The sequence below is a fragment of the Micromonospora sp. WMMB235 genome, assembly GCF_001855515.1.
Classification (GTDB): Bacteria; Actinomycetota; Actinomycetes; order Mycobacteriales; family Micromonosporaceae; genus Micromonospora; species Micromonospora aurantiaca.
Genome location: NZ_MDRX01000001.1, coordinates 3,999,497 through 4,022,456, shown reverse-complemented (window position 1 = coordinate 4,022,456; position 22,960 = coordinate 3,999,497). Strand labels below are relative to the sequence as shown.

The window sequence follows — 22,960 nt, the reverse complement described above, 5'->3', positions numbered from 1 at the left end:
CCGGAAAGGGCGATGCCCGGGCGGGTGAACCGCCCGGGCATCGCGTGGTGCGTCGATCAGTGGATCAGGAGAAGCGGACCTTCACCGAGGTGCCGTTCTGCTCCAGAACCTTGATCTTGGTGCCGGTGGCCGGGAGCTTGACGCCGTGGTTCGGCAGCTCCGGGTACCAGTACTGCTTGGTGTCGTCGAACAGCGGCTGCGCCGCCTGGCCGCGGATGTACTGCGGCTGGCTGTTGAGGTGCAGCGTGAACGAGTCGGCCTTCTTCAGGCTGAACGGCGCGTCGTAGACCTGGACGCGGGCCCGCCAGGGCTGCCCGGTCAGGTTGTAGATCGGCCGCGGGTGCGCGTCGATGATCATGTTCCGACCCTCACCCGGGTGCGCGAACGTGTCGTTGTCCGCGAACCGGAGGTTCCAGTAGGAGATCAGCAGACCCTCCTGGTACGCGTAGTGGTCCACGTAGTCCGGGCGGGTGTTCGCGTAGCCGAAGAAGTACGGGCCGGTCTTGAGGTACTTGTCGTACGAGACGTACGACCGGTTGCCGGCGATGTAGTAGTTGTCGAACTTACGGGTGTAGGTCTCCTCGACGATGCTGAAGCCGCTGAGGGTCCAGCCGTTCGCACCGGCCTCGGCGCCGTCGGTGAGCACCGTCTGGCCGTCGGCGGTCACGGTGATCGCGTCACCGTAGAAGCCGCCCTCGGAGACACCGCCGTCCGTCTGGTAGCGGAGCCGGAACTGCACGACGTTGCCGGCGACCGCGTCCATCGGGATGTTGACGTCGACCCACTGGTCGTTGCTGGAGCCGTCCAGGGCGTAGCGCCCGGGGGAGATCTCCTTCAGCGGGGTGCCGTTGGCCGTACCGGCCAGCGAGGTCCAGGTCTGGCCACCGTCGGTGGACGCCTCGAAGAACAGGTAGTCGTAGTCCGCCTCGATGCTGTAGCGACCCTTCATCGACAGCGCGGCGCTGGTCTTCCCGGTGAGGTCGACAGTGCGCGTCATCGTGTTGTTCAGGTCGTCGTCGTTGCCCGAGAAGAACTGCTTCGTACCCTCGAACGGCTTGCCGTTCTGGAACGTGTACTCCCGCTGCGGCAGCACCACCACGGCGGCCTGGGCCTTGTTGGAGTTGTACTCCTGCGGGCCCAGCTCCAGGGTGCGCTTCTGCCCGGCCACGACGACCTCGTAGTCGAGCCAGCCGAGCTGGAGCTTGTTCCAGGCGCCGAGGTCGCCACCGCGCTCGCCGATGCCGCCGTCGTTCTTGGCGCCGAGCCGGCTCTGGGCCATCAGGGTCCAGTGCTCGTTGTTGTTGTCCCCGCCGCTGACCACGTTGTAGTCGTCCGGCAGACCGAGGTCGTGGCCGTACTCGTGGTAGAAGACGCTCCGGCCACCGTTCTCCGGCTGGATCGTGTAGTCACCGATCCAGACGCCGGTGTTGCCGATCTGGGTGCCGCCGGCCGGGAAGTTCTCCGGGCCGGTGTTGCCCTGGTCGCTGGCGAAGGCGTACCACCGGTGGCTCCAGATGGCGTCCTCACCCTGGTACGGGTCACCGTCGGCCTGGTCGCCGCCGGCGTGGACGATCTGGAAGTGGTCGATGTAGCCGTCCGGCTCGTTGAAGTTGCCGTCGCCGTCGAAGTCGTACCGGTCCCACTCGTCCATCGCCTTGACGTCCGCGGCGATCTCCGCGTCGGAGCGGCCCTGCGCCTTCTGGTCGGCGACCCACTGGTTGGCGGCGTCGCGGACCAGCGCCCAGGTGTTGGTGCAGACGTTCGAGGCGCACGGGTAGCCGTCGGAACGGCCGTAGCGGGCCTCGTTGTACCGCACCCTCACCCAGTTGGTGACCTCGCCGTCGACGCTGTACCGACCCGAGGACTGGGCCTCGTAGTACTGCTTCACCGACTCGTCACCGGGGGCGGTGCCGAAGTACAGCTTCCGGAAGTGGTCGGCGCTGTAGTCGGCCTGCCACACGGTGGAGTTGTCCACCGCCCGGTTGGGCTCCGGGATCTGGTTGACGCGCGGACCGTCGAACCGGGACGGGCCCGGGGTGTCCGGGTCGGTGTCCTGGTCCGGGTAGTTCGGGTGCCGCTCGTCGCCGAACTCCGCGAGGATGACGAAGATCTTGTCGGTCCGCTCGCGGGAGAGTTCGACGTACTGGTCCTTGGTCGGACCCTTGCCGGCCTTGGTGCTCTTGGCGGACCTGCCCGCCGCGGCACCTTCGGCAGCCCGCTCGCCGACCTTGACGACCGTGCTGCCGTTGATCTTCTGGGCCTTCGCCCTGCCGGACAGGACCTCGCTGAGGCCCTCCTGGCGCAGCGCGCGCCGCTTCTCCTCGAGCGGGTTGGGCAGGTCGTGCTCAGCCTGCGCAGGCTCGGCCACCGACGGGGCGGCGGCCGGCAACTTCGGCGTCGGCGCGGCGCTGGCGGACGTGCCTGCCACCAGTCCCGTCGCGGTCAGCGAAAGCCCGAGCAGACCCACTGCGACTTTGCGCACGTGGTACCTCCGGTGTGAGGGAACCGGCCCAACTGGGGGTACGGGCCGGTGGAACGTCCCACTAGTGGGACCAAGGGTGAACATAGACACTGCTGCGACTGGTGGGAAGATGTGTGCGTCGATTTGTAGCAACTTTTTGTTGGGGATGCTTTTCACCGTCACACGCCTGCCTGTCACCGAGCCGTTGACCAGCAGCGATGCCTGGATCATGGATTGCAGTGACAGTCATGGATTAAGCGGTAACGCGGAAGGGTCGGGAGCGCTCGCGCTCCCGACCCTTCCCCCATCGAGCCTGTTCAGCTCATTTTTCGGTCATTCCGGTTCCGGTTTGAACGTACGGTTCAGCTCCGCGGCGGAACCACGTACACAGTGGCGTACGAGTTGTCCTTGGCGGCCCGCTTGATGATGATCGAGACGCCGTACTGGACGCCCGCGTCACCCGGGTTGCCGGTGCCGAGCACGATCGCCCCGCCACCCAGCGTCGAACCGTAGTAGTCCGTCGCCGGGGTGCCGTCCGGGTTCACCACCCGGGTCGTGTACTGCTGGTTGCCCCGCGACGGGACGACCACCGAGGCGTCGTTGTCCCGCGCGTACGCGGCGCCGTCACGGATCTCGATGCCCGGGTACCAGCCCTTGGCGTCGGTGAAGCCGCGCACCGGAGCCTGCGGGCCGAACTTCGTGCAGTACTCGCTGTACGGCTCGTCCGCCGCCTCCAGGCACTCCTTGAACGGGTACGTCGGCTTCAGGCCGAACGCGGCGTTGGAGGACTGCGGCCGGCTGGGCAGGTTCTTCAGCACCGACGGGTCCTTCTCGGCCGCGACGCCCTTGCGGCGCAGCGGGTCGTTGTGCGAGTCGACGATCAGCAGACCGCCCTTGGCGCCGTAGCTGGGCAGCGCGGTCATCTGCGCGGTGACGTGGTTGACGTCGCCGAGCTGGGTGTCCCGGTACCAGACCAGCATGCCCGGCGCGTTGTACGCGATCCGGTCGACCTTCCACGCCTCGTGCGAGTAGACGGTGTCGTAGGTGTACTTCAGACCCTTGTCGAAGCCGTCGAAGTTACGCCACTCGGCCAGGTAGTAGTGCGACTTCACCTGGGTGCCCGAGTCGATGTACCAACCCGCGCCGCTGGTGTCGGTGAAGGTGCCGCCGGTCTGGGTCCAGCCCGCCGCGCCGCTCTCCACGTCGTCGCTCCAGGTGGTGGCGCCGCCGCCGGTCACCGAGAAGTCGTCGGCGAACCAGCCGCGCTCCACGAACGCCTCGTCGGTGGCGTAGCGCAGCCGCACCTGCACGGTCTGCCCGGCGTACGACGACAGGTCGACGTAGTCGTGCCGCCAGCCGTTCGTGCTGCCGGTCAGGCCGTACTTCTTGTTGCCGAAGTCGACCATGCGGCCGTTCGGGTCGGCGTAGCCGTCGTTGGTGGAGACCAGCGCGCCGCCCTCGGCGTACACCTTCTGCTCGCTCCAGGTGGCGCCACCGTCGGTGGAGACCTCGACGAAGCCGAAGTCCCAGTCCGCCTCGATGACGTAGTTGTTCCACATCCAGAACTTCGCATCAGCGGCGTTCGGGACGGTCACCGTGCGGCTGAGCTTGACGTCGGCCCAGTTCTGGTCGGCGCCGGAGTACCACATGTTCGAGCCGCTGTGCGGCGTGGCCAGCGAGATCACCTTGTCCGGCAGGTCGATCTTGATGCCGTCCTCGGTGCCGACCGGCGTACGCGACGTCTGCCCGAGCTTGACCAGCTTGGACCGGTCACCCGGCCCGAACGTCTTCGGCTCGGCCCAGCCGAGCACCCACTTGTCCCAGAGGCCCATGTGGGTGGGCAGCGCCTGGAAGATCTCGCCGGAGTGCGAGCCGGACGCCATCAGGTCCCAGAAGTCCACGTCGGAGTCGGCGTTGCCGGAGGTGTCGTAGAGGTCCGGCAGGCCCAGGTCGTGCCCGAACTCGTGGGCGAAGACGCCGACGCCGGCGTCCTCCGGCTGCACGATGTAGTTCGACACCTTCAGGTTGGTGCCCGGAATCGTGTAGCCACCGGTCACGGTCGACGAGTGCGCCCAGACCGAGTAGATGCCGACGTCGCCGCCGCCGCGGGACTTGCCCTGGTTGGCGTGCACCAGCACGAGGTGGTCGATCACGCCGTCCGGCTCGTGGTAGTTGCCGTCGCCGTCGCGGTCGCTCTGGTCCTCGATGTCGTAGTCGGCCCAGGGGAAGTCCGGGTCGGCCGCGGCCAGCGCGTCGATCGCGTCGGTGGCGAGCCGGCCGGCGCCCTGCGGGTTGTCCGGGTGGCCGTTCATCGACTGCTCACGCCCGGCGACCCAGTTGCCGTTCTCGTCCTGGAAGCAGCGCGAGGCGGCGTACCAGCCCTCCGAGTGCGGCACCGTGATCCACGGGCTGGCCTGCCCGTCCACGGTGTACGCGCCCTTGGACATCTCCAGGTACATGTTGTGCATGGTCCGCCCGGCGAGGCTGATGCCCGGCTTGCCGTCCGGCCCCTTCAGGTCCTTGCGGACCCGCTCGGTGATGCCCTTCTTGCTGTACAGCATCTTGTCGTAGTGGGCCGGAGAGAAGTCCGGCACCCACATCGAGTTGTTGTCCTTGTGCGGCAGCGTGGCCGGGTTCGGGATCGTGTTGTGCCGCGGCCCGTTCTGCACGGTGCCGGGAACGCAGGTGCGGTCCTCGAACACCGTCTTCGGGACCATCACGTCGGTGAAGTCGTCGTTGGCCTTGTCGTTGAACTCGACGAGCAGCGTCAGCAGCTTGGCGGTCTGCGTGCTCTTGGCCTTCTTGATCTTCCGAGGGCTGTGGCCGGTCCGGATGGACTTGGCCTCCAGCTTGGCCAGCTCGCGGGCCGCGATCGGGTTGCCCCCGGCGTACTTGCGGTCGTAGGCGCGGGCCTCGTCCGCCGGCGAGGAGAAGACGCCGTCGCGGCCCTTGACCTCCTTGCCGCCGGTGTCCGGCTGGACCTCGGGCTCGGCGTAGTTGATGTAGTGCTCGTCCGCCCCGATCGTGACCGGTGCGGAGCGGGCCGGCTGGGCCGCCGCGCTGCCCGTCACGGTCAGCGACGTGGCCGCGAGCGCGATGGCGGGCAGTGCGACGAGTAAGCGTCGCCGTGCCCTGTGCTGCGACATGGGGAGCATGCCACTCCGTTCGTAGGGAATGGTGGGGACCGGCCGTCTCAGTGACGCTCGTCGAAATCCGCCGGTTGGCTGAACGTAACCGACGACGAGCGACATCGACAGAGTTGATCAGGCCCTCTGGCCGATCAGGTCAGTCCCGGATCCCCCGATCGACCGGCGCGGATCCCGGATGCGGCGAGGGGGCGGACCGTCCGGCGGCCCGCCCCCTCGTCGTCGGTCGACGTCAGTCCTCGTCGGACTTCCCGCCGCTCATCCCCGACGAGATCAATTCCATGACCGAGGAGTCCTGGAGCGTGGTCACGTCGCCGAGCGACCGGTTCTCCGCCACGTCCCGCAGCAGCCGGCGCATGATCTTGCCGGAGCGGGTCTTCGGCAGCTCCGGCACCAGCATGATCTGCCGCGGTTTGGCGATCGGGCCGAGCGTCTTCGCCACGTGGTTGCGCAGCTCGGCGATGAGCTGTTCGCCCGCGTCACCGGAGATCTCCGCGCTGCCGCGCGGGATGGCGAACGCGACGATCGCCTGGCCGGTGGTCGGGTCGGTCGCGCCCACCACCGCCGCCTCCGCCACCGACGGGTGGCTGACCAGCGCCGACTCCACCTCCGTGGTGGAGATGTTGTGGCCGGACACCAGCATCACGTCGTCCACCCGGCCGAGCAGCCAGATGTGCCCGTCGTCGTCCTTCTTCGCGCCGTCACCGGCGAAGTAGACCCACTCGTCCCCGGTGTTCGCACCGGCGCCGAACCGGGACCAGTACGTCTCCAGGAACCGGTTGTCGTCGCCCCAGATCGTCCGCAGCATCGACGGCCACGGCTCCTTCAGTACGAGGTATCCGCCGCCGCCGTTCGGCACCGACTGGCCCTGGTCGTCGACCACGTCGGCGACGATGCCGGGCAGCGGGCTCATCGCCGAGCCGGGCTTCGCCTCGGTCACGCCGGGCAGCGGCGAGATCATGATGGCGCCGGTCTCGGTCTGCCACCAGGTGTCCACCACCGGCAGCTCGCCGCGGCCGACGTGCTGCCGGTACCAGATCCACGCCTCCGGGTTGATCGGCTCACCGACGCTGCCGAGCAGGCGCAGCGACGACAGGTCGTATCCGGCCGGGATGTCCTCGCCCCACTTCATCATGGTGCGGATCAGCGTCGGCGCGGTGTACAGGATGGTCACCTTGTACTTGTCGACGACCTCCCAGAACCGGCCCTTGTGCGGGGTGTCCGGCGTGCCCTCGTACATGACCTGGGTGGCGCCGTTGGAGAGCGGGCCGTACACGATGTAGGAGTGCCCGGTCACCCAGCCGATGTCGGCGGTGCACCAGTAGACGTCCGTCTCCGGCTTCAGGTCGAACACCGCGTGCGTGGTGTACGACGTCTGGGTCAGGTAGCCGCCGGTGGTGTGCAGGATGCCCTTCGGGCGGGCGGTCGTGCCGCTGGTGTAGAGGATGAACAGCGGGTGCTCGGCGTCGAACGCCTGCGCCTCGTGCTCCGGCGACGCCGTCTCCACCGTCTCGTGCCACCAGTGGTCCTTCGCCGACCAGGCGACCTCCTCACCGGTACGCCGGACCACCAGCACGTGCTCGACCGACGGGCAGTTCGCCACCGCCTCGTCCACCGTCGGCTTGAGCGCCGACGGCTTGCCCCGGCGGAAGCCGCCGTCCGCGGTGATCACCACCTTGGCGCTGGCGTCCTGGATCCGGTTGGTCAGCGCGTCGGCGGAGAAGCCGCCGAACACCACGCTGTGCGTGGCGCCGATCCGGGCGCAGGCGAGCATCGCCACCGCCGCCTCCGGGATCATCGGCAGGTAGATCGCCACCCGGTCACCGGCGGTCACGCCCAGCTCGGTCAGCGCGTTCGCCGCCTGACAGGTGAGCTTGTGCAGGTCGGCGTAGGTGACGGTACGGGTGTCGCCCGGCTCGCCCTCCCAGTGGATCGCCACCTTGTCGCCGAGGCCCGCCTCGACGTGCCGGTCCAGGCAGTTGTACGCCACGTTGAGCCTGCCCCCGGTGAACCACTTCGCGAACGGGGCGTTCGACCAGTCGAGCACCTGCTCCCACGGCTGGGCCCAGGCCAGCCGGCCGGCCTGGCGCTCCCAGAAGGCCAGCCGGTCCCCGGCCGCCTCCTCGTACGCCTCGGCGGTCACGTTGGCGTTCGCGGCGAGTTCAGCCGGCGGCGGGAACTGGCGCGTCTCGTTCAGCAAGTTGGCCAATGCCTCGCTCATGCGGTGACTCCTTCGTCGCGTGACCTGCGTCTCCTACTCCGGGGAAGGTTAGTCCCGCCGTACCCCGCTCGCGACCGTCCGGCCCCTCACCGCGCGCCCAGTGGCCCTTCCCTCGCGCCGAGGTGTAAGGAAGGGCCCCTTCTTAACGCCTCCGGTAGAGGAAGGGCCCCTTATTAACAACCCCCGGCTTGGGAGGAGCCCGGCGGTCGCTAGCGTGACGGGGTGACCACCGATCCGCTCGCCCCGCTGCTCGCGCTCGCCGACGTCGCCACCGCCGTCGAGCAGGCCCGCGAGCGGGTCGACCTGGCCCACCGGCACCGCGCGCTGCGCCGCCAGGGCGGCCAGGTCGCCGCCGAGGTCAGCCTCCGCTCGGCAGTGGCCAGCGCCGCGCTGGAGGGCCGCGTTCACGACCGCGAGGAGGTACGCGCCGGCACCGTCACCGACCCGGTGCTCCAGGGCGCGCTCCGGGTCGCCGGGGCGCTGCCCGGGCTGAGCGACCTCTGGTCCAAGGCTCCCCGGCAGGTGATGGCCCGGCTGCACGTGCTCGCCGCCCGCGACGTGGTGACCGAGGAGGAACTGGGCCGCCCGGTCGCCGACCCGGTGGTCGCGGCCCGCCTCGACGGCCTGGCCGCCCTCGTCGCCGGCGGCACCAAGGTGCCACCGCTGGTGCTGGCCGCCGTCGTACACGGCGAGCTGCTGAACCTGCGCCCGTTCCCGGGCCCGTCCGGGGTGGTGGCCCGCGCCGCCGCCCGGCTGGTGCTGATCTCCACCGGGTTCGACCCCCGCGGGCTGGTCGCGGTGGACGTCGGGCACCGCGAGCGCGAACCGGAGTACGTGGGCGCGGCCGGCGCGTTCGCCACCGGCACGCCCGACGGCCTGCGCTCCTGGCTGCGGCACTACATGAGCGCGGTGGAGGTCGGCGCCGACCAGATCACGCTGATCGGCGACGAGATCCTCGCCGCGTCCTGACGCGCGCGGGGTGTCAGGCGGTGGGTGCTGCGGCGCGGGTGCGCCGGTGCCGGCCGTACCAGGCGATGCCGATGGCCACGCCGACGCCCACGCCGAGCGCCGCCGCCGCGACCGGCACCGCCGGTCGCTCGCGCAGCCGGCGGCCCAGCGGGATCGGGTGCCGGAACTCCAGCACCGGCCACGCGTTCTCCACCGCCAGCTTGCGCAGCGCCCGGTCCGGGTTGACCACCGTCGGATGCCCCACGCACTCCAGCAGCGGCCGATCAGAGTACGAGTCGGAGTACGCGTACGAGTCGGCCAGGTCGTAGTCCCGCTCAAGAGCCAGTTCGCTGACCGCCTCGACCTTGCTCGGACCGGCCGCGTAGAACTCGACCTCGCCGCTGTACCGGCCGTCGACCACGCCCATCCGGGTGGCGATCACGTCGGTGATCCCGAGCAGCTCGCCGATCGGCCGGACCATCTCGTCGCCCGACGCGGAGACCAGCACCACGTCGCGCCCGGCGGCCTGGTGCTCCTCGATGAGGGCGGCCGCTTCGGCGTACACGTAGGGGTTGATCAGTTCGTGCAGTGTCTCCGCGACGATCTGGCGGACCTGTTCCACCGGCCAGCCCTTGCAGAGCGTGGCCAGGTAGTCCCTGGTGCGGGCCATGGTCTGCTCGTCGGTGCCGCCCAGCCGGAACATCAACTGCGCGTACGCCGACTTGACCACGTCACGCCGGGTGATCAGCCCGTCCCGGTAGAACGGCCGACCGAACGCCAGGGCGCTCGACTTGGCGATGACGGTCTTGTCGAGATCGAAGAAAGCGGCGCTGCGGCCCACGGCGCGAAAGTCTAGCCCGACGGAAGGCGCGGAGGCGTCCGCCCGGGTCGCGAAAGCCGATGAGCACCCGGTGGAGTGACGGCGGTCACAGGCAGCTATCGATGAATTTAGCTTTGCGTGGAGTGAACAACACTCGACGTATAAGGGTCGACTGCGGCATGCTTGTCCTCGCGGCGGGAGTTCGCAGACCCGGCGCCGATGGGCCTCGGCGGTTGCACCCCCCGTAACCGCTGAGTCGGTTCGGCTCGACCCCCCCGGAGCCGAACCACAAGACGACCCCCGTCTCCCCCCGACGGGGGTCGTCCCTTTGCCCGGTGAGCGCTCCGCCGCAGGTCACAGCCCCTCCCCGTCGTCGTCCAGGTCGCCTCCCGGCGGCGTCTCCAGCGTCGGAGGCAGCAGAGAGGCAGCAGAGCCCTCGAAGGCGGCCAGGACGCGGGCGGCGTAGTCGTCCGGGGTGTGGGTGTAGCGGTTGAGCGTCGTCGACGCCTGTTCGTGGCCCATGACCCGCTGCACCAGGTTGATCGGCACTCCGTCGGTGACCAGCCAGGTGGCGTAGGCGTGCCGCAGATCGTGGAACCGCATCCCGCCGGAGGCCTTGGCTGCCACGCAGGCGACGGCTTCCCGCTCGGTGGTGAACTCGGCCGACCACTCGATGCCCTCCCGGTCGGGCCAGGTCGCGCGGTAACGGTGCGGGCCGGTGTTGGCGACCTGGCCGAGCAGCCCGGCGCGGACCAGCGACGGCAGCCATACCCGGCGCCGGAAGTTCGATCGGCGTAGTGGCCGGCCGATCCGGTCGCGGAAGACCAGGGCTCGCGGGTCCGGATAGTCGGCGGCGGTGTGCAGCTCGCGGAGCGCGGCCAGGAGGAAGGACGGGAGCGGCACGGTCCGGACTCCGGCGCGGCTCTTCGGGTACGGGCGGAGCACGATTCCGCCGTGCGTCTCCTCGGCCACCTGGACAACGCGCAGCGATGCCCAATCGAGGTCCACCGACGACCACGTCAGCCCGGCGCACTCACCCCAACGAAGACCGGCCCCAGCGGCAGCGGAGACGATTCCCCGATGCCGAGGTGGGACCGCCGGAAGCAGGCGACCGAAGAAATCCTCCCGGCTGATCGTGACCGGCCTGACGTCGCGGGACCGATCACGCGGCAGCTTCACCCCCTCAGCGGGATTGGTGGCGATCAGCCGCGCCTGTACCGCCGTCTTGAGGATCATCGACAGCAGTTGGTAGCACTTGGTCACGGTGGCGGGCGCGAGATCCCGACCGAGGCCGGTAACCCACTCCTGCACCGACATGAAGTCGACCTTCCCGAGCGGCCAGTCACCCCACTTCGGCAGGACGTGCGTGCGGAGCATGGAGACGGTCCGCTCAGTCGTACGCGCCTCGACCGCCCGGGTGGCGAGCCACTGCTGAGCGAAGTCACCGAAACGGGTACGCCCGGCGTGTGGGTTGACGTAGGTGCCCCGGTTGAGGCTGCCCTCGACATCGGCGAGGAAGGCGTTGGCCTCCCGCTTCGTGCGGAAGCTCTTGGACTTCTGCCCACCGGCAGGATCCCGCCAGCAGGCGCGGAAGGTGCCGGCCGGAGTTTTGCGGACGAAGCCCATCAGCGCCTCCGGCCATGCTCGGTGCCGGTGGCGGCGGGTTGCTCGGTGACGCCATCGAGCCAGGCGTGGAACCGGGCACGCGGGATCAGCCAGCGGCCCCCGAGGCGGGTCGCCGGGATGGTGCCGTCGCGGACGAGGGCGTAGGTGCTGCCCAGCGAGAGGCCGAGGAGCTTGGCGACCTCGCGGACGGTGTAGGTGACCGGCTCGACGACGACGGTCCCGGTACGAGGGACGAGCCGGACGACCGGGTTGGGGCGGGCGGTGGTGCTCATGATGGGTGACCTCCTCGGTCTGTCGGGTTCAAGCGGCGACCGGCGCGACGCTGGCCGGGGTGGAGAGTTCGTGAGCGAGTTCTTCGCGGCCGGTGGTTCGTCGTTCGCGGGCGAGGGCGGCGGCGGTGTTGGCGAGCAGGGCGTCACCGGTGGTGTGCCAGCCGACTCCGGCGAAGGTGAGGGTGCCGACGATGAGGGTGGTGTCCTCGTCGACCAGGTCGGCGGGTGGGCCGGCGGTGGCCGGGTGTTGGTGGTCCTGGTGCTCGTGGCGCCGGTACTGGACGCGGGTGTCGCGCAGGAGCCGGAAGGTCACGGAGTAGCGGCGGGCTTTGGTGAGGAAGTGGCCGCCGTAGCCGAGCATGTGCGCCCACCGGCGCAGCCGGGCGTAGGGGTTGGTGGTTGCTGGTTTCGTCGGTTCGCTGTCAAGGGCGGCTTGACGGTGGGCGACGCAGACGGGGCAAGCCGGGTAGCGGGTGTGGGTGCCGCAGTCGGGGCATTCCCAGCGCTGCACGAAGCCGGGCCGTGGCCGGGGTTCCCGGGGCCGTTGGGAGAGTGGGGCCGGTGTGTGGACGGGCCGGCCGATGCGCCAGCAGGCGTCGATGAGGCGGGCGGTGTGGTCGCCGTCGGGGTCGGCGTAGTCCCCGATCGTGTCGGCGGTCAGGCGGGTGGAGGTGTGCCCGGTGGCCTCGGTGCTTTTGGTGGCGTACTTGGCAAGGTAGCCCGCGACCATCCCATCGGTGACCTCCCCCGAGCCGTCGGTGGCGATGGGTTCCAGGTCGAGCTGGTCGCCCCAGGCGATCGGCCATCCCTCGGGCCGGTCGGGGTGGCTGGGGGTGTGGAAGGTGATCTGCCGGGCGGCGTGACGCAGCGCGTCGACGAGGTCGTCGACGGTGAACCCGGCCGGCGGGGGCACGATCGCTTGCGGGTCGGTGGGGTCGACGCCGTCGAGGCGGGCGATGGCGTGGAAGTGCACCGCTCCCCGCGCTTGCAGTTCCGCGACCTTCCCGGGCGACAGCCGCACCGGGGCCACCTTGCGGGTCTTGCCGGAGGCAGTGACCACCTCGACCCGAGGGACGCCGCGGCGTTGGGCGAGTTTGGCGAGCCATCGTTCGGCGGCTTGTTTCGTGCGGTGCCAGAGTTCGCCGGCGAAGATGTTCCAGACGACCTGATGGTCGTGGTCGTAGCAGTCCAGGCACAACGGATGCCCAAGCACCGCGTCACCGGTCTCGTGGCGGGCCCAGCAGACGGCGGGTCGGCCGTGGGGGCAGAGTCCGGTGTCGCGGCGGGCGTGGCAGGGTTCGGCGCGGCAGTCGCAGCGGCGTCGGTTGCGGCAGGTGTGCCGCTTCACGATCCGGGCGTGGACGGTGCCGAACGACGGCGCGGTGAAGGTCGCGAACACCGCCGGATGTGATGCCACCGACTCCGGCACGCCCTTGCCGCCGACCAAACCCGCCCGCAGGAGCTGGAACGCGTCGCGCTGGTAGGTCTGGGCGCAGGCGGGGCAGACCGTGGCGCGGCGGTTGCCACAGGCGGTGTAGATCGCGGCGTCCGGCATGCCGTCGGTGTGCCGCGTGTCCAGGACGCGGCCGGTCGAGGCGTCGACGGTGAGGATTTGTCCGGCGAGGCGGATGGGGCGGGTGCAGCCGGCGGCGGCGCGGACGTGTTCGAGCCAGCCGAAGTAGTCGGGTCGGGTGGCGCGTTCGAACGCGGCCCCGGCAGCGGTCCAGCTGTAGACGGGTGGGACATCGGCGTTCGAGCCCACCCCCCGGGCCGAAGCGCGGGGGGTGAGGTCCAGCGTCGAGGCCATCAACCGGCCACCCCAGTGGGGTGCAGGTTGGTGATGGTGCGTTCGATGACAACGATCCGGCAGGCAGAACATTGGCGCTTGACCGGCTCGTGCCGGCCGCAGCGGATCTGGGTGACGGTGTCGCCGCAGCGGATCGTGACCGGGTTGCGGCAGGGCCCGCCGTCGATGACGTCGATGACGGTCCGGCGGATGTCGTAGGGATGGGGCTCCGGCTCAGCCGGGCAGGTGTGCAGGAGCTGCACGACGTCGACGGTGTGGATGCTCATCGGGCACCACCGCCGATGCTGGCGAGGAGTTGTCCGGCGACGGGTGGGGTGACGTCGAGGCGGTCGGCCAGCTCGGCCGGGGTGATGGGGCGGCCGTTGGCCTGTTCGTGCTGCACGGCCGCGAACCGGGCCATCGGCAGCAGATGAGAGGGGACAGGGACGTCGACCGGCTCGGCGAGTGCGGCGACGGGCACCGGCTCAGTGGCCGGGGTGAGGGTCGGGGCGGTGACCGGCTCCCGCTCGGCGGCCGGGGTGATGGCAGCCGGTGGTACCGGCTCGGCGGTGACCTGCTCGGCCACCTGAACCCGGATGGGTTCAGCCGGGGCAGCCGCCGGGGTGGTGGTGGGTTGTTCCGGTGTCGGTGCCGGGGCGAGGACGAGCTTCACCAGGGCCATGAAGGCCAGAGCCGGAACAGCGGACAGGAGCCACCCGGAGATGCCGGGCTTGGCGACCGCGAGCTGTGCGGCGAGGGACAGGCTGGCGGCAGCGATGAGCAGGAACAGCGGGTAGCCGATGGGTGCGCCGGTGCGGCGGCGTCGGCGGATGGTCAGTAGGCAGGCGATAGGGACCAGTTCGGAGATGACGGCGTTGGCCCAGCCGAACCACGCGCCCGTCCCGGCCGGGCTGTTGGCGAGGGTCCAGTCCTTGACGTGGGTGAAGGAAGCGGCACCGGCGAACCCGGCGACGGCGATGAGGATGAGCACCAGGACCAGGCCCTCGATACGCGGGCCGCTGGTGGCGGGGCGGTCACTGGTCATGGGGCACCTGCCCGGTGGTGACGGCGCGTTGTTCGGCGGCGAGTCCGGCGAGTCCGACGCGGATGCCGTTGCAGGTGGGGCAGTGCTGGTCGGGTCCGGCGGTGCACTGGGTGAGGTGGGCGTCGTGGATGAGGCGCAGGCTTTCGGCGTAGTAGCCGGACAGGAACCGTTCGAAGGACAGTTCGCCTCGGGCGGCGAAGTCGCGGGCGATGGCGGTGACGACGTAGTCGTCCGGGGTCATCCGCTCCTGGGCGGCGAAGTTGACGGCGGTGGTGGTGGTCATCGGATGCCTCCCATGTAGGCCAGGGCGATGCCGATGAGCAGGACGACGGCGAAGGTGATCAGGACAGCCATCAGTGGCCTCCGTGGCAGTCGAGGCAGCAGCCGTAGCGGCGGGGGATGTAGTAGGGCTTGGTCTGGCCGCAGTCGCGGCAGGTGCGCCGGGCGAGCAGGGCCTTGGCAATCGCCTCCCGCTGCGCCGGGGTGGCGGTCCGTTTGGGGCGGCGAGGTCGAGGCGGTAGAGGTAGGCGACGCGCTTGCCGCGACGCCAGAGGATCTGCGCGACCGCGTGATGCCCGCCGGGGCGCAGGCCAGCGGCGCGGAGCTGTCGGCGGGTGGCCAGGCCGTCGGGGGCGAGCAGGAACGGGTAGGTGGGGAATTCGTCGGCGGGGTTGGCCGGGTCGTAGGTGTAGGTGGTCATGGCCGGTCTCCCCAGCGCTGCTGGGCGGCTTGGCGGGAGATGCCGAGCCGGGAGCCGATGTCGGCCCAGGAGTAGCCGAAGGCCCGCAGCCCGATGACGGCTTCGGTGATGGCCTGGTCGATGACGGAGGAGAGGGCGACGAGGTCGCGGAGGGCTTCGACGTCGCCGGTGGCGACGCGGCGGCCGTGGGCGCGGATGATGCGCCGGGCGAAGGCGGCGAAGGCGTCGTTCTCGACGACGTCCCGGCGACGCGGTACCGGGATGCGCGGCGTCAAGGGCTTCTTGACGGTGTTCACCGGTTTCCGCCTTCCTGGGTGTGGAGGCGGTCCCACTCGTCGGCAGCCGCCTCAAGGGCGGTGATGACTTGCTCGGCGGTGCGGGCGGGCTCGTCGTTCCAGGAGTAGGGGGAGATGTGCTCGTCGAGCAGGTAGCCGTCTTCGTCGATGTGGAAGACCGGCGCGAAGTCGTCGAGGTAGTCGACGAACGCGGCGATGGCGGCGAGGTAGGTGATCCGCTCGTCGGTGTCGAGGTCGTACCAGTGGTGCACGGGGTGTCCGGTGCAGGCCATGCCGATGGCTCCGACGGCGCAGGCCGGCGGGGTGGGGGTGTCGGTGGTGTGGGGGTAGTAGGTGCCCTGGTGCCAGCCGTGTCGGCGTAGGTAGAGGGCAGCCATTCGCAGCAGGTCAGCGGGTGTGACCTGAGCTGCGGTGGTCGGGTTGTGGGTAGCCTTCATGGCAGCCACGTCCTTTCGGGGCTGTTGGTGGAGGTCGGCGGAACCGGATCGGCTTTTGCAGGGCGTGAGCCGGTTCCGTCGACTGCTATCGGGTGCGGAGCCGCAGGTAGCGGCGTTGGCGGGTGTCGTCGCCGCCCACCGGGTGGGGTGGGCCGAGGTAGACGAGTCGGCCGCTGGCCGAGGCGACCTGGACCATCGAGGCGATCTCGCCCGGTTGGGCGACGATCCAGATCTCGACGTACCGGGCGGCACGCTGCTGGTTGGCCTTGGTGTAGGCGTGTTCGCGGGTGGTCATGCGGCCACCTCGAAATCCACCCGGGTCAGGTCCGGGATCAGGGTCGGTAACCGGCGGGGCCGGCGGATCCAGGCCGCGTAGTCCGCGATGCCGGCGATCTGGGTGTCGGTGAGGTAGGCGACTTTGATGCGCTGGGGGGTGCCGCCTTCGGCGATGAGGTAGGCGGCGCCCTGGTTGGTGGGGGCGATGTCGGTGGCGGTGTAGCCCTGCTCGGCCCAGCCGTGCCCGAGCACGATGTTGGAGGTGTTCGGGGTGGTGCAGCGGAACGCGGCCCGGTAGCCGAACAGGTCCCGCAGCGAGGTGGGGATGATGTCGAAGCTGGGCCGCTGAGTCGCGGCAACCACCGGGATACCAGCGGCACGCCCGCGTGCGACCAGGTCGCGCAGGAGAGCGACGAACTCTTCCTGTTCCTGCTTCGAACCGACCGTCGCGCTGTAGTAGGCGATTTCGTCGACGAGGACGGTGATGACGGACAGGCCGTCGGCGGCGGTGAGCTTGCGGCGGCCGTGGGCGCGCAGCCAGGCGTAGCGGTTGTTCATCACCAGCTGGAGGCGGCGGAGGATGTCGAGGGCGGCGGTGATGTCGGGGCCGATGAACGCGTCGGCGCAGTCCTCCCACTGGCCGAGTTCGACGAGCTTGCCGTCCAGCAGCACCAGGCGGCTGTCGACGGACAGGGCGGCGTGGGCGGCGATCGTGTTGAGCAGACCGCTCTTGCCTCCGCCGGGTTCGCCACCGGCGAGCAGGTTGCGGTAGGCGAGGGTGATGTAGACGGGGTGACCGAACTCGTCGATGCCGACGAAGATGGGGTCGAACATCGACAGGCCAGGCCCCACCGGAACCCCGGAGGTCGGGGCGGGTGTGGTGGTCATGAGGTGCCCTCCTTGGGCAGTTGGTGGGCGCGGAGAGCCACACGAACGAGCCGCATGGGCTCTCCGCGACCGGTTGGGTGAAGGTCAGATCCAGTCGGAGACGTCGTCGACGTCACTGGCGGCAGGAGCCGCGGGCTTGCTGCCGTTGGCGGTCGTGGCCGGCTTCTTGACGGCCGGTCTGCCCTGCGTGGGCAGGGTGACGGTGGGCATGTCGACGTCGGACAGGTCCAGGGCGGTGGGCACGGTGGCCGGGATCCGCTCGGTCGGCGGGGTGTCGGGGTCGATGACGTCGACGAGCGGGGAACCGACCTGAGCGGTCAGCACCTCGCGGCGCTTGATGTCGAACCGCAGATAGGCGGCGTTACGGTCCGAGGCCCGCTCGATCAGAGCGGTCGAGGCGTGACAGGCGACCGCGATCCGGTCGAGGCGGCCTTCCAGGTCGGCCAGGGACAGGCCGGGCCGCAGGTAGACCCAGACCCGTTCACCAACAGGGGTGGGCTTGGCCCACAGGATGAGCGGCAGGCTGCCGGACTGGTTGGCGATGATGAACTGCGCGAAGCACACGCGCAGCCGGTGCCGCACCACGAGGCACCAGGTCCAGGCGACCAGGAACCGGCGGGACACCGGCACAGCGGCCGGGACACCCACGACCAGGGCGACCACGATGAGCGTGACCAGGGTCGAGGTGTGGTTGACCAGCTGCACCCAGCAGACGCCGAGAACCGTGGTGATCCCGATTTCGGGGGTCCACCACCACAGCAGCCGCAGCACCGGCCAGATCCGGACGAGCAGCCAGGCCAGGCAGCCGAGCGGAACCCCGATGAGCGCGCCGACGAAGACGGCGAGGATGGGGTGGATGGAGGAAGCGGCCACCACGGCCGACAGAAGGCCGACGATGACCGCCGTGAGGATGAACGCCAACCGGGCGTTCCGCGCCGAGGACCGGTGAACTCTGGCCTCGATGACAGTGATGGTGCCGCTGGACTTCCGTCCGAAGGAGCGGCGAGGGCTAGACTTGGACACGACGAATCCCTCCCAATCGCGAGTTGGGTCGGATGAGTTGGAGGGCACGGGGTCGGCAGGTTTGGACGCCGGTACCGACCCCGCGCCATTTCTCACGGGGGTGTGACCACCGGTCGTGGTCACCAGGCCGAGAACGTTGGACGCCGGAGCCGTCCTCGGACTGCTTGTTCACTTGGCTCGATCAGCGGACCTCAGGCCGCTGGAGGTCAGACACCACCAGGCTTCACACAGCACGCTGTGCGAAGGACTACTTGGCCGCCGAACCAGCCTTCGGCTTCAGCGAGATCGCACGGAACGCGACGCCGTTGCGCCCGTTGGTCGCCCACGGAATGGCCTCCAACTGCTCGACCTCGATGAGCTGCCCCACCATCACACCCGGCTTCTCTCCCGCCGTCGTGATGCTGATGACCTCACCGCCGGTCTCGTCGAGCACGATGACCTGGGTCGCCCACATGAGCCGGCCCGTTCCCTTCTCCGACCGCTGATTGCCGTTCTGGTCGTTCTTCGGCTCCGGGTCCTTCGACACCGTCACCTGCTTGCCCTTGGTGTCCACGTACAGCTTCATGAGCGTGACCCCTTCCTAGGTCTATTGCTCTAGTCCTCTAGAGGACTGTGGGTGCAATCAAGGTAGGTCCATGCGGCTGACGGCGTCAAGTCCTCTAGAGGACTAGAATTTCGAGTGGAGGTCGACATGACTAGTGAGCTGGGGGCAAAGGCCCCGAAGTATCAGCGCATCGCAGACGAGCTGCGGCGCGACATCAAGAACGGCAACTATGGGCCAGGGGAGCGGCTGCCTGCCGAGGCCGCACTACTTGAGCGCTTTCGCGCAACCTTCCCCAGCCTTTCGATGGAGACCCTCCGCAGCGCCATTCGGGTACTCAGGGCAGAGGGCATCGTCGAAGCCCGCCAGGGCGTGGGCACCTTCGTCACTGCCAACCGCCGACTCCAGCGGCGTTCCCGCGACCGGTACGGACGAGCCCGTACTGACGGCAAGTTGCTCACGGCCCACTTGCGGCATGAGATTCCTTTCGCTGGGCGCGGTCCAGTGCCAGAGCATGTTGCTCAAGCGGCGGGCATGGACCCAGGAGAGCGAGTCGTGATCCGGCGTCGCGTCCTGTCTGACCGCGAAAGTGGCCGACCGCAGGAGGTTGGCGCGAGCTACATCCCGTTAGGCTTCGCCGCTGGCACCTTCCTCGAACAACCACAGGTGGTGCCCAAGGCCCTCTTCCTGTGCATCGAGGACTTGAGCGGCAAGAGATACAGCCGAGCCAGAGATCACTGGCAGTGGCGGATGCCCACAGCGGTCGAGGCGGAAGCGCTGCAGATCTCGCCGGGCACAGGCGTGGTGCACGTCGTACACGTGGCCCGAGCCGAGGATGACACCGTTCTTGAGGTGTCGGAATCGGTCTGGCCGGCCGACCGTATCGAGATCATCGACGAGTACGACGTCACTCAGCAGCCTGAAGACGCCGACGGCCGCTCCGATATCTGAAGGGGGCAGGGTGTCAGAGCCCATCGACCACGTAGACAACCTGCAAGACCACTGGTGGTGGAGGCCAGGATGGCGAGCGGGACGCCACTTCTACGCTTGCCACTTCACCATGAGCGGAAACGCGGAGCTCGTCCAGCTCGTGCGCCGCTACCAGGAGGCGCTCCGCCCCTTCTCTGGCCTTGACCTCATTCCATCGACCTGGCTCCACCTGACGATGCAGGGCATCGGATTCCTCGACGAACTCGATGGCCGCCAGGTCGCCGAGATGGAGCGTGCTATCCGGTCGAAATTGACGCGAACTCCTGCACCAGTCGTGATGTTCCATCGGCCCGTGGTGCGTCCGGAGGCTGTGTACCTGCCCGCATCGCCTCCGGAGCCCGTGGCAGCGGTCCGCGACGCTGTCAGGGCGGTCATCGCAGATGTCCTCGGGCCGGACCACGTCGAGTTGGCGCCCGAACATGCCCAGGGGTATCGCCCCCATGTAAGCGTCGCCTACTCGAATACCACGCAAGCCGCGGAGCCGATTGTTGGAGCGCTGGCGGCGGTCGAGGCCGAACCGGTCACCGTGGCTCTCGACCATGTCGGGCTGCTGGAGTTCCACCGGGACAACCGCATGTACGAGTGGACGTGTGCCGCGCAAGTCTCAATCGGTCACTGACGCCCTGCCAGCTTTCGCCGGACCCAGTCGCCCTACCAGCATGCCGTCACCGGCAGAGCCCTCAGGAACGGGTCCCTAACGAGCCGGCGTCGAGCGGTCCCCAAGCACGCTTGTAGGCGTCATCGAGTAGCGGGTTCCGTGCCTGCGTAACCCCGAGGGATCGTTCATGCACCGCTACGGCTTTCGCCGCGTCGTAGGTACCCACGGGGCCAGGTGTGGTCAACGCTGTGAACAGGCCGACCGGGTCGCCGATGTGGGCGGCAGCAACTGCGTGCTCTAGTTCGCTGAGTGAGAGAATAACCGTCTGATACCCGGGATCGGGGATTACATCGCGATAGATTTTGGTGTTGAGCAGATAGTGTGGTTCGGCGGTCACAACGATGCCCCGAATGTCCTGGGTGGAGTCCACCATAGCGAACGCCGGGTGACCGTCGCGGATCATGTCTCCAGTCCGTTTAATTTGCTTGAGCGCCTTTCCGACATCCCGGTTAAGATCGTCGAGATAGCCCTGATGATCCAGGCGGCCCGGCGGCGAAACGCGGGCCGACTTCACCTCGATCACCACGGTCAGGCCGGGCAGCACGAGAACGTAGTCTGCTGCGCGCTGACCCCTCTCGTACTCGACGTCATGAAGGGTGTTCACGGTGTCTAATAGAGCGAGCTGCTCGCCGACGTACACCTCTGTAACCACTCCCAGATCATTGGGAAACGCGCTGCCAAGCGACTCCCACCCTACGTAGTACAGGGCGGCTGGGCTCAGACGCTGAGCCACGAAGTAGATGTTCGGAGCCAGGTAGCGACCGTCCGGCATCAAGACAAATGGTTTATCGACCAATGGATTGAACTCATAGCGGTAGAGACGTGAGTCGCCTTTGCGCTCCGCAAGCACCCGTTGCCGTACCGTCTCGACGTCAGTGGCAAAGATCCGGCGGAAGATGTTCATCACCTGAGGACCAGTTACATCCAGTGCGTTCAGCGCCGGCTGAAAATGAGGCTGGCCTAGCCAGCGAGGGTCGAACCAACCGTCGTTGACGCGGGCCCCCACCATGACTAAGAACGCGGCACGCATGAACGCATCCACGGGAATCCCCAGCAGCTCGGTCCAGGTAGTCGATGACAGGATTCGACAGTCCAGCCCCGTGTAATCGCGGTCAAATAGTAGCAATATTCGGGACATTTCGTCGTACCGGGAGTGCTGATAGGGAAACTGCTCAAATGCGGTCCTGACCAGATACGACTCGGACGCCCCTGGTTCTCCCACCGAGTCTAGGAATGGATCTTCCAAGTTCATGAAGATATTTCTAAGGCGACCCAGATCCTTTCTGCTGACGGGCGCGGTCGACCGGTACTCGTTGCCAAAGGCGATGTTCTCGCGGGCCGCCGCGGCAATCACCCAGGGGAAGATGACCTCGTCGCGACGCCCGCCGTAGCCACCACCGTCGAACTGACTGGCCGAGACTGCCGCGAGGGCTGGCAGGAGCGTACTAGGAGTGTGGCGGCGGGCCGCAGCAATGAAATCGTGGTATCGAGTTGTGGGTTCGACGGGCGCCATCGACCTATCCTGTGGAAATTGCGAGCCATCGTCAACCGAGGTCGGTCCCGCGCGGCTCCGCACCACCTGGTCGTAGTGCAGCCGCCGCTGAACCTTGTCGCGACCGGTCACTTTGGTTCGGAGCCGGGGCAATCGGTAACCGGCTGCTGGCGTCGGCTGCCGGCGAGTTGGTTCAAAGTTTCTGTACGTCTTCAAGGCGGCCCTGAGCGGGCCGCACGCGCCGCCGCCTGGGCGCGCGTCCGTCGCTACGCTGGCGCTCCGACTCCGGCCACGCAACACGCCCGGCGGCTGGCGCGGAGAGCGGAAAGCCCGGAGGGGCCGCCGCAGACGGGTAGTTGAAAGTGGTGGAGGTTCGTCGCCGGCAGCCGGCCGCGCCGCGCCCGAGCAGCGCGGCGCAGGGAGGGCGCGCGCCGGGTCCGCGCGGCAAGCCCCAAGCATGGGGGTGGTGTCCGCGCGGCGGCGTGCCGGTCGTCCAGGAGCCGGCTCCGCAGCCGCTCCGGGTCAGATCAACTGCTCACCTGGGAGGCGGAGGGGTGGCGCCGGTGGCCAGCTCCGACCCCGGGAGCCGGGTCCGTGCTGGGCGAGGTTGGGTCAACTGCGCCGCTGTGGCGGTGTCCGCCGGGGGCGCGGTCCGTGACACGAGAGCCGACTCCGGCAGGTCCAGCACTCCGTACCGCGTCAAGGTCCACTTGACACGCCAGGTCGCGCGGCGGCCCGCTCTTTAGGAGGGCGGGTCGACGGCATCGGGATGGCTAGGGTTGGGTGCCTGATGGGCGCAGCGTGGTTGCTGTCGCCGGCTAGGACAAGTCGGCAGGATGTAGCGATGACCTACGAGATCTATGACCCGTTCAAGGACAGGCCCGACAAGGTCGATTCCGACCGTTGGCTTGAGCAGGAGGGCTGGTCTGAGTTCTTCGGGATCGGTGGCGAAGAATCCGACCTGCGCATCCGCTCTTACCGGCGGATCGTTAAGGGCGGCCGGGAGGAGTACATCGTTGATGTCTGGGACCTCATGCACGGATCTCCATTCGTCAAGGTCGACAACATTGGCGAGTTGATGGATCTGCTTGCCCGCTGGGCTCCTGCGGTGCAGGCGGCGGCGCTCGTCTATGTGCTGGACGAGTTGCAGTCCTACAGGCTCGATAGGCGCGGGGTAGTGGAGGCGGTAACTGCCAAGGCTGCTTGGGGTGCTACTGAGGGCGCTCAAGCGTTGGTGGCTGACGAGCGCGAACAGGCTGCTCGGCGTCGCCAGGTCGCTGCGCAGCGCAAGGCCGCGCCGGGAGCAGTGACGCAAGAGCCTCGGTAGCTAGCAC

21 protein-coding genes and 1 pseudogene are annotated in these 22,960 nt (G+C 68.7%); 4 read left to right on the top strand and 18 right to left on the bottom strand.

The features are described from left to right. Positions 1 to 64: 64 nt before the first annotated feature. The 3 genes from BFV98_RS17405 to acs form a co-directional block, all read right to left on the bottom strand. Entirely contained in the window at positions 65 to 2,467 is a 2,403-nt protein-coding gene (locus BFV98_RS17405) for an immune inhibitor A domain-containing protein (protein ID WP_030274498.1), read from the bottom strand. 356 nt (positions 2,468 to 2,823) lie between these two features. Continuing rightward, positions 2,824 to 5,607: an immune inhibitor A domain-containing protein gene (locus tag BFV98_RS17400; RefSeq protein ID WP_255368144.1), complete on the bottom strand. Its 2,784-nt coding sequence runs from the start codon at positions 5,605 to 5,607 to the stop codon at positions 2,824 to 2,826. A gap of 232 nt (positions 5,608 to 5,839) precedes the next feature. Further along, positions 5,840 to 7,828 carry an acetate--CoA ligase gene (acs, locus tag BFV98_RS17395; protein ID WP_013473573.1) on the bottom strand — a complete coding sequence of 663 codons (1,989 nt, stop codon included), beginning with the start codon at positions 7,826 to 7,828 and terminating at the stop codon, positions 5,840 to 5,842. Positions 7,829 to 8,050: 222 nt separating this feature from the next. Here acs and BFV98_RS17390 point away from each other — a divergent pair, with 222 nt between their 5' ends. After that, the gene (locus BFV98_RS17390; RefSeq protein WP_071097108.1) at positions 8,051 to 8,797 is read left to right on the top strand and encodes an oxidoreductase; all 747 of its coding nucleotides are present in this window, start codon (positions 8,051 to 8,053) and stop codon (positions 8,795 to 8,797) included. A 13-nt stretch (positions 8,798 to 8,810) separates the two neighbouring features. Here the strand turns inward: BFV98_RS17390 and BFV98_RS17385 are convergent, their stop codons facing one another. The 14 genes and pseudogenes from BFV98_RS17385 to BFV98_RS17325 all read right to left on the bottom strand — a co-directional run bounded on the left by BFV98_RS17385 (position 8,811) and on the right by BFV98_RS17325 (position 18,510). Further along, on the bottom strand, positions 8,811 to 9,617 hold the full coding sequence (locus tag BFV98_RS17385; RefSeq protein WP_013283636.1) for an HAD family phosphatase: 807 nt from the start codon (positions 9,615 to 9,617) through the stop codon (positions 8,811 to 8,813). A gap of 333 nt (positions 9,618 to 9,950) precedes the next feature. Continuing rightward, positions 9,951 to 11,222, bottom strand: coding sequence for a site-specific integrase (locus BFV98_RS31955; protein WP_071097106.1), 1,272 nt, complete (start codon positions 11,220 to 11,222; stop codon positions 9,951 to 9,953). Beyond that, positions 11,222 to 11,494, bottom strand: a complete 273-nt coding sequence (locus BFV98_RS17375; RefSeq protein WP_052166223.1) for a helix-turn-helix domain-containing protein — start codon at positions 11,492 to 11,494, stop codon at positions 11,222 to 11,224. Before BFV98_RS17375 ends, BFV98_RS31955 begins: the two co-directional genes overlap by 1 nt. Positions 11,495 to 11,522: 28 nt before the next feature. After that, positions 11,523 to 13,301: a replication initiator gene (locus BFV98_RS17370; protein ID WP_071097104.1), complete on the bottom strand. Its 1,779-nt coding sequence runs from the start codon at positions 13,299 to 13,301 to the stop codon at positions 11,523 to 11,525. Beyond that, entirely contained in the window at positions 13,301 to 13,567 is a 267-nt protein-coding gene (locus BFV98_RS17365) for a hypothetical protein (RefSeq protein WP_071097102.1), read from the bottom strand. The genes BFV98_RS17370 and BFV98_RS17365 overlap by 1 nt, the downstream gene beginning before the upstream one ends. Beyond that, positions 13,564 to 14,325: a hypothetical protein gene (locus BFV98_RS17360; protein WP_071097101.1), complete on the bottom strand. Its 762-nt coding sequence runs from the start codon at positions 14,323 to 14,325 to the stop codon at positions 13,564 to 13,566. Before BFV98_RS17360 ends, BFV98_RS17365 begins: the two co-directional genes overlap by 4 nt. Continuing rightward, positions 14,315 to 14,608 carry a hypothetical protein gene (locus BFV98_RS17355; protein WP_071097099.1) on the bottom strand — a complete coding sequence of 98 codons (294 nt, stop codon included), beginning with the start codon at positions 14,606 to 14,608 and terminating at the stop codon, positions 14,315 to 14,317. Before BFV98_RS17355 ends, BFV98_RS17360 begins: the two co-directional genes overlap by 11 nt. Positions 14,609 to 14,678: 70 nt before the next feature. Beyond that, positions 14,679 to 15,025 (bottom strand): annotated as a pseudogene (locus tag BFV98_RS32740) (RRQRL motif-containing zinc-binding protein). Beyond that, positions 15,022 to 15,321, bottom strand: a complete 300-nt coding sequence (locus BFV98_RS17350; RefSeq protein ID WP_071097097.1) for a hypothetical protein — start codon at positions 15,319 to 15,321, stop codon at positions 15,022 to 15,024. Before BFV98_RS17350 ends, BFV98_RS32740 begins: the two are co-directional and overlap by 4 nt. Next, entirely contained in the window at positions 15,318 to 15,758 is a 441-nt protein-coding gene (locus tag BFV98_RS17345) for a hypothetical protein (protein ID WP_071097096.1), read from the bottom strand. The genes BFV98_RS17350 and BFV98_RS17345 overlap by 4 nt, the downstream gene beginning before the upstream one ends. A gap of 85 nt (positions 15,759 to 15,843) precedes the next feature. After that, entirely contained in the window at positions 15,844 to 16,053 is a 210-nt protein-coding gene (locus BFV98_RS17340) for a hypothetical protein (protein WP_071097094.1), read from the bottom strand. Continuing rightward, positions 16,050 to 16,922, bottom strand: a complete 873-nt coding sequence (locus BFV98_RS17335; RefSeq protein ID WP_071097092.1) for an FtsK/SpoIIIE domain-containing protein — start codon at positions 16,920 to 16,922, stop codon at positions 16,050 to 16,052. Before BFV98_RS17335 ends, BFV98_RS17340 begins: the two co-directional genes overlap by 4 nt. Before the next feature lie 84 nt (positions 16,923 to 17,006). Further along, the gene (locus tag BFV98_RS17330) at positions 17,007 to 17,945 is read right to left on the bottom strand and encodes a hypothetical protein (protein ID WP_255368143.1); all 939 of its coding nucleotides are present in this window, start codon (positions 17,943 to 17,945) and stop codon (positions 17,007 to 17,009) included. Positions 17,946 to 18,192: 247 nt separating this feature from the next. After that, positions 18,193 to 18,510: a hypothetical protein gene (locus BFV98_RS17325; RefSeq protein WP_030274472.1), complete on the bottom strand. Its 318-nt coding sequence runs from the start codon at positions 18,508 to 18,510 to the stop codon at positions 18,193 to 18,195. Positions 18,511 to 18,636: 126 nt separating this feature from the next. On the opposite strand from BFV98_RS17325, the gene BFV98_RS17320 reads away from it, so the two are divergent. Both BFV98_RS17320 and BFV98_RS17315 read left to right on the top strand, forming a co-directional pair. Continuing rightward, positions 18,637 to 19,437, top strand: a complete 801-nt coding sequence (locus BFV98_RS17320) for a GntR family transcriptional regulator (RefSeq protein ID WP_143025342.1) — start codon at positions 18,637 to 18,639, stop codon at positions 19,435 to 19,437. A gap of 109 nt (positions 19,438 to 19,546) precedes the next feature. Next, positions 19,547 to 20,095: a 2'-5' RNA ligase family protein gene (locus BFV98_RS17315; protein ID WP_218128565.1), complete on the top strand. Its 549-nt coding sequence runs from the start codon at positions 19,547 to 19,549 to the stop codon at positions 20,093 to 20,095. A gap of 61 nt (positions 20,096 to 20,156) precedes the next feature. On the opposite strand, the gene BFV98_RS17310 is transcribed toward BFV98_RS17315, so the two are convergent. Further along, positions 20,157 to 21,647, bottom strand: a complete 1,491-nt coding sequence (locus tag BFV98_RS17310) for a hypothetical protein (RefSeq protein ID WP_071097088.1) — start codon at positions 21,645 to 21,647, stop codon at positions 20,157 to 20,159. An 823-nt stretch (positions 21,648 to 22,470) separates the two neighbouring features. Between BFV98_RS17310 and BFV98_RS17305 the strand changes: the two genes are divergently transcribed. After that, the gene (locus BFV98_RS17305) at positions 22,471 to 22,953 is read left to right on the top strand and encodes a hypothetical protein (protein WP_071097087.1); all 483 of its coding nucleotides are present in this window, start codon (positions 22,471 to 22,473) and stop codon (positions 22,951 to 22,953) included. Positions 22,954 to 22,960: the final 7 nt, after the last annotated feature.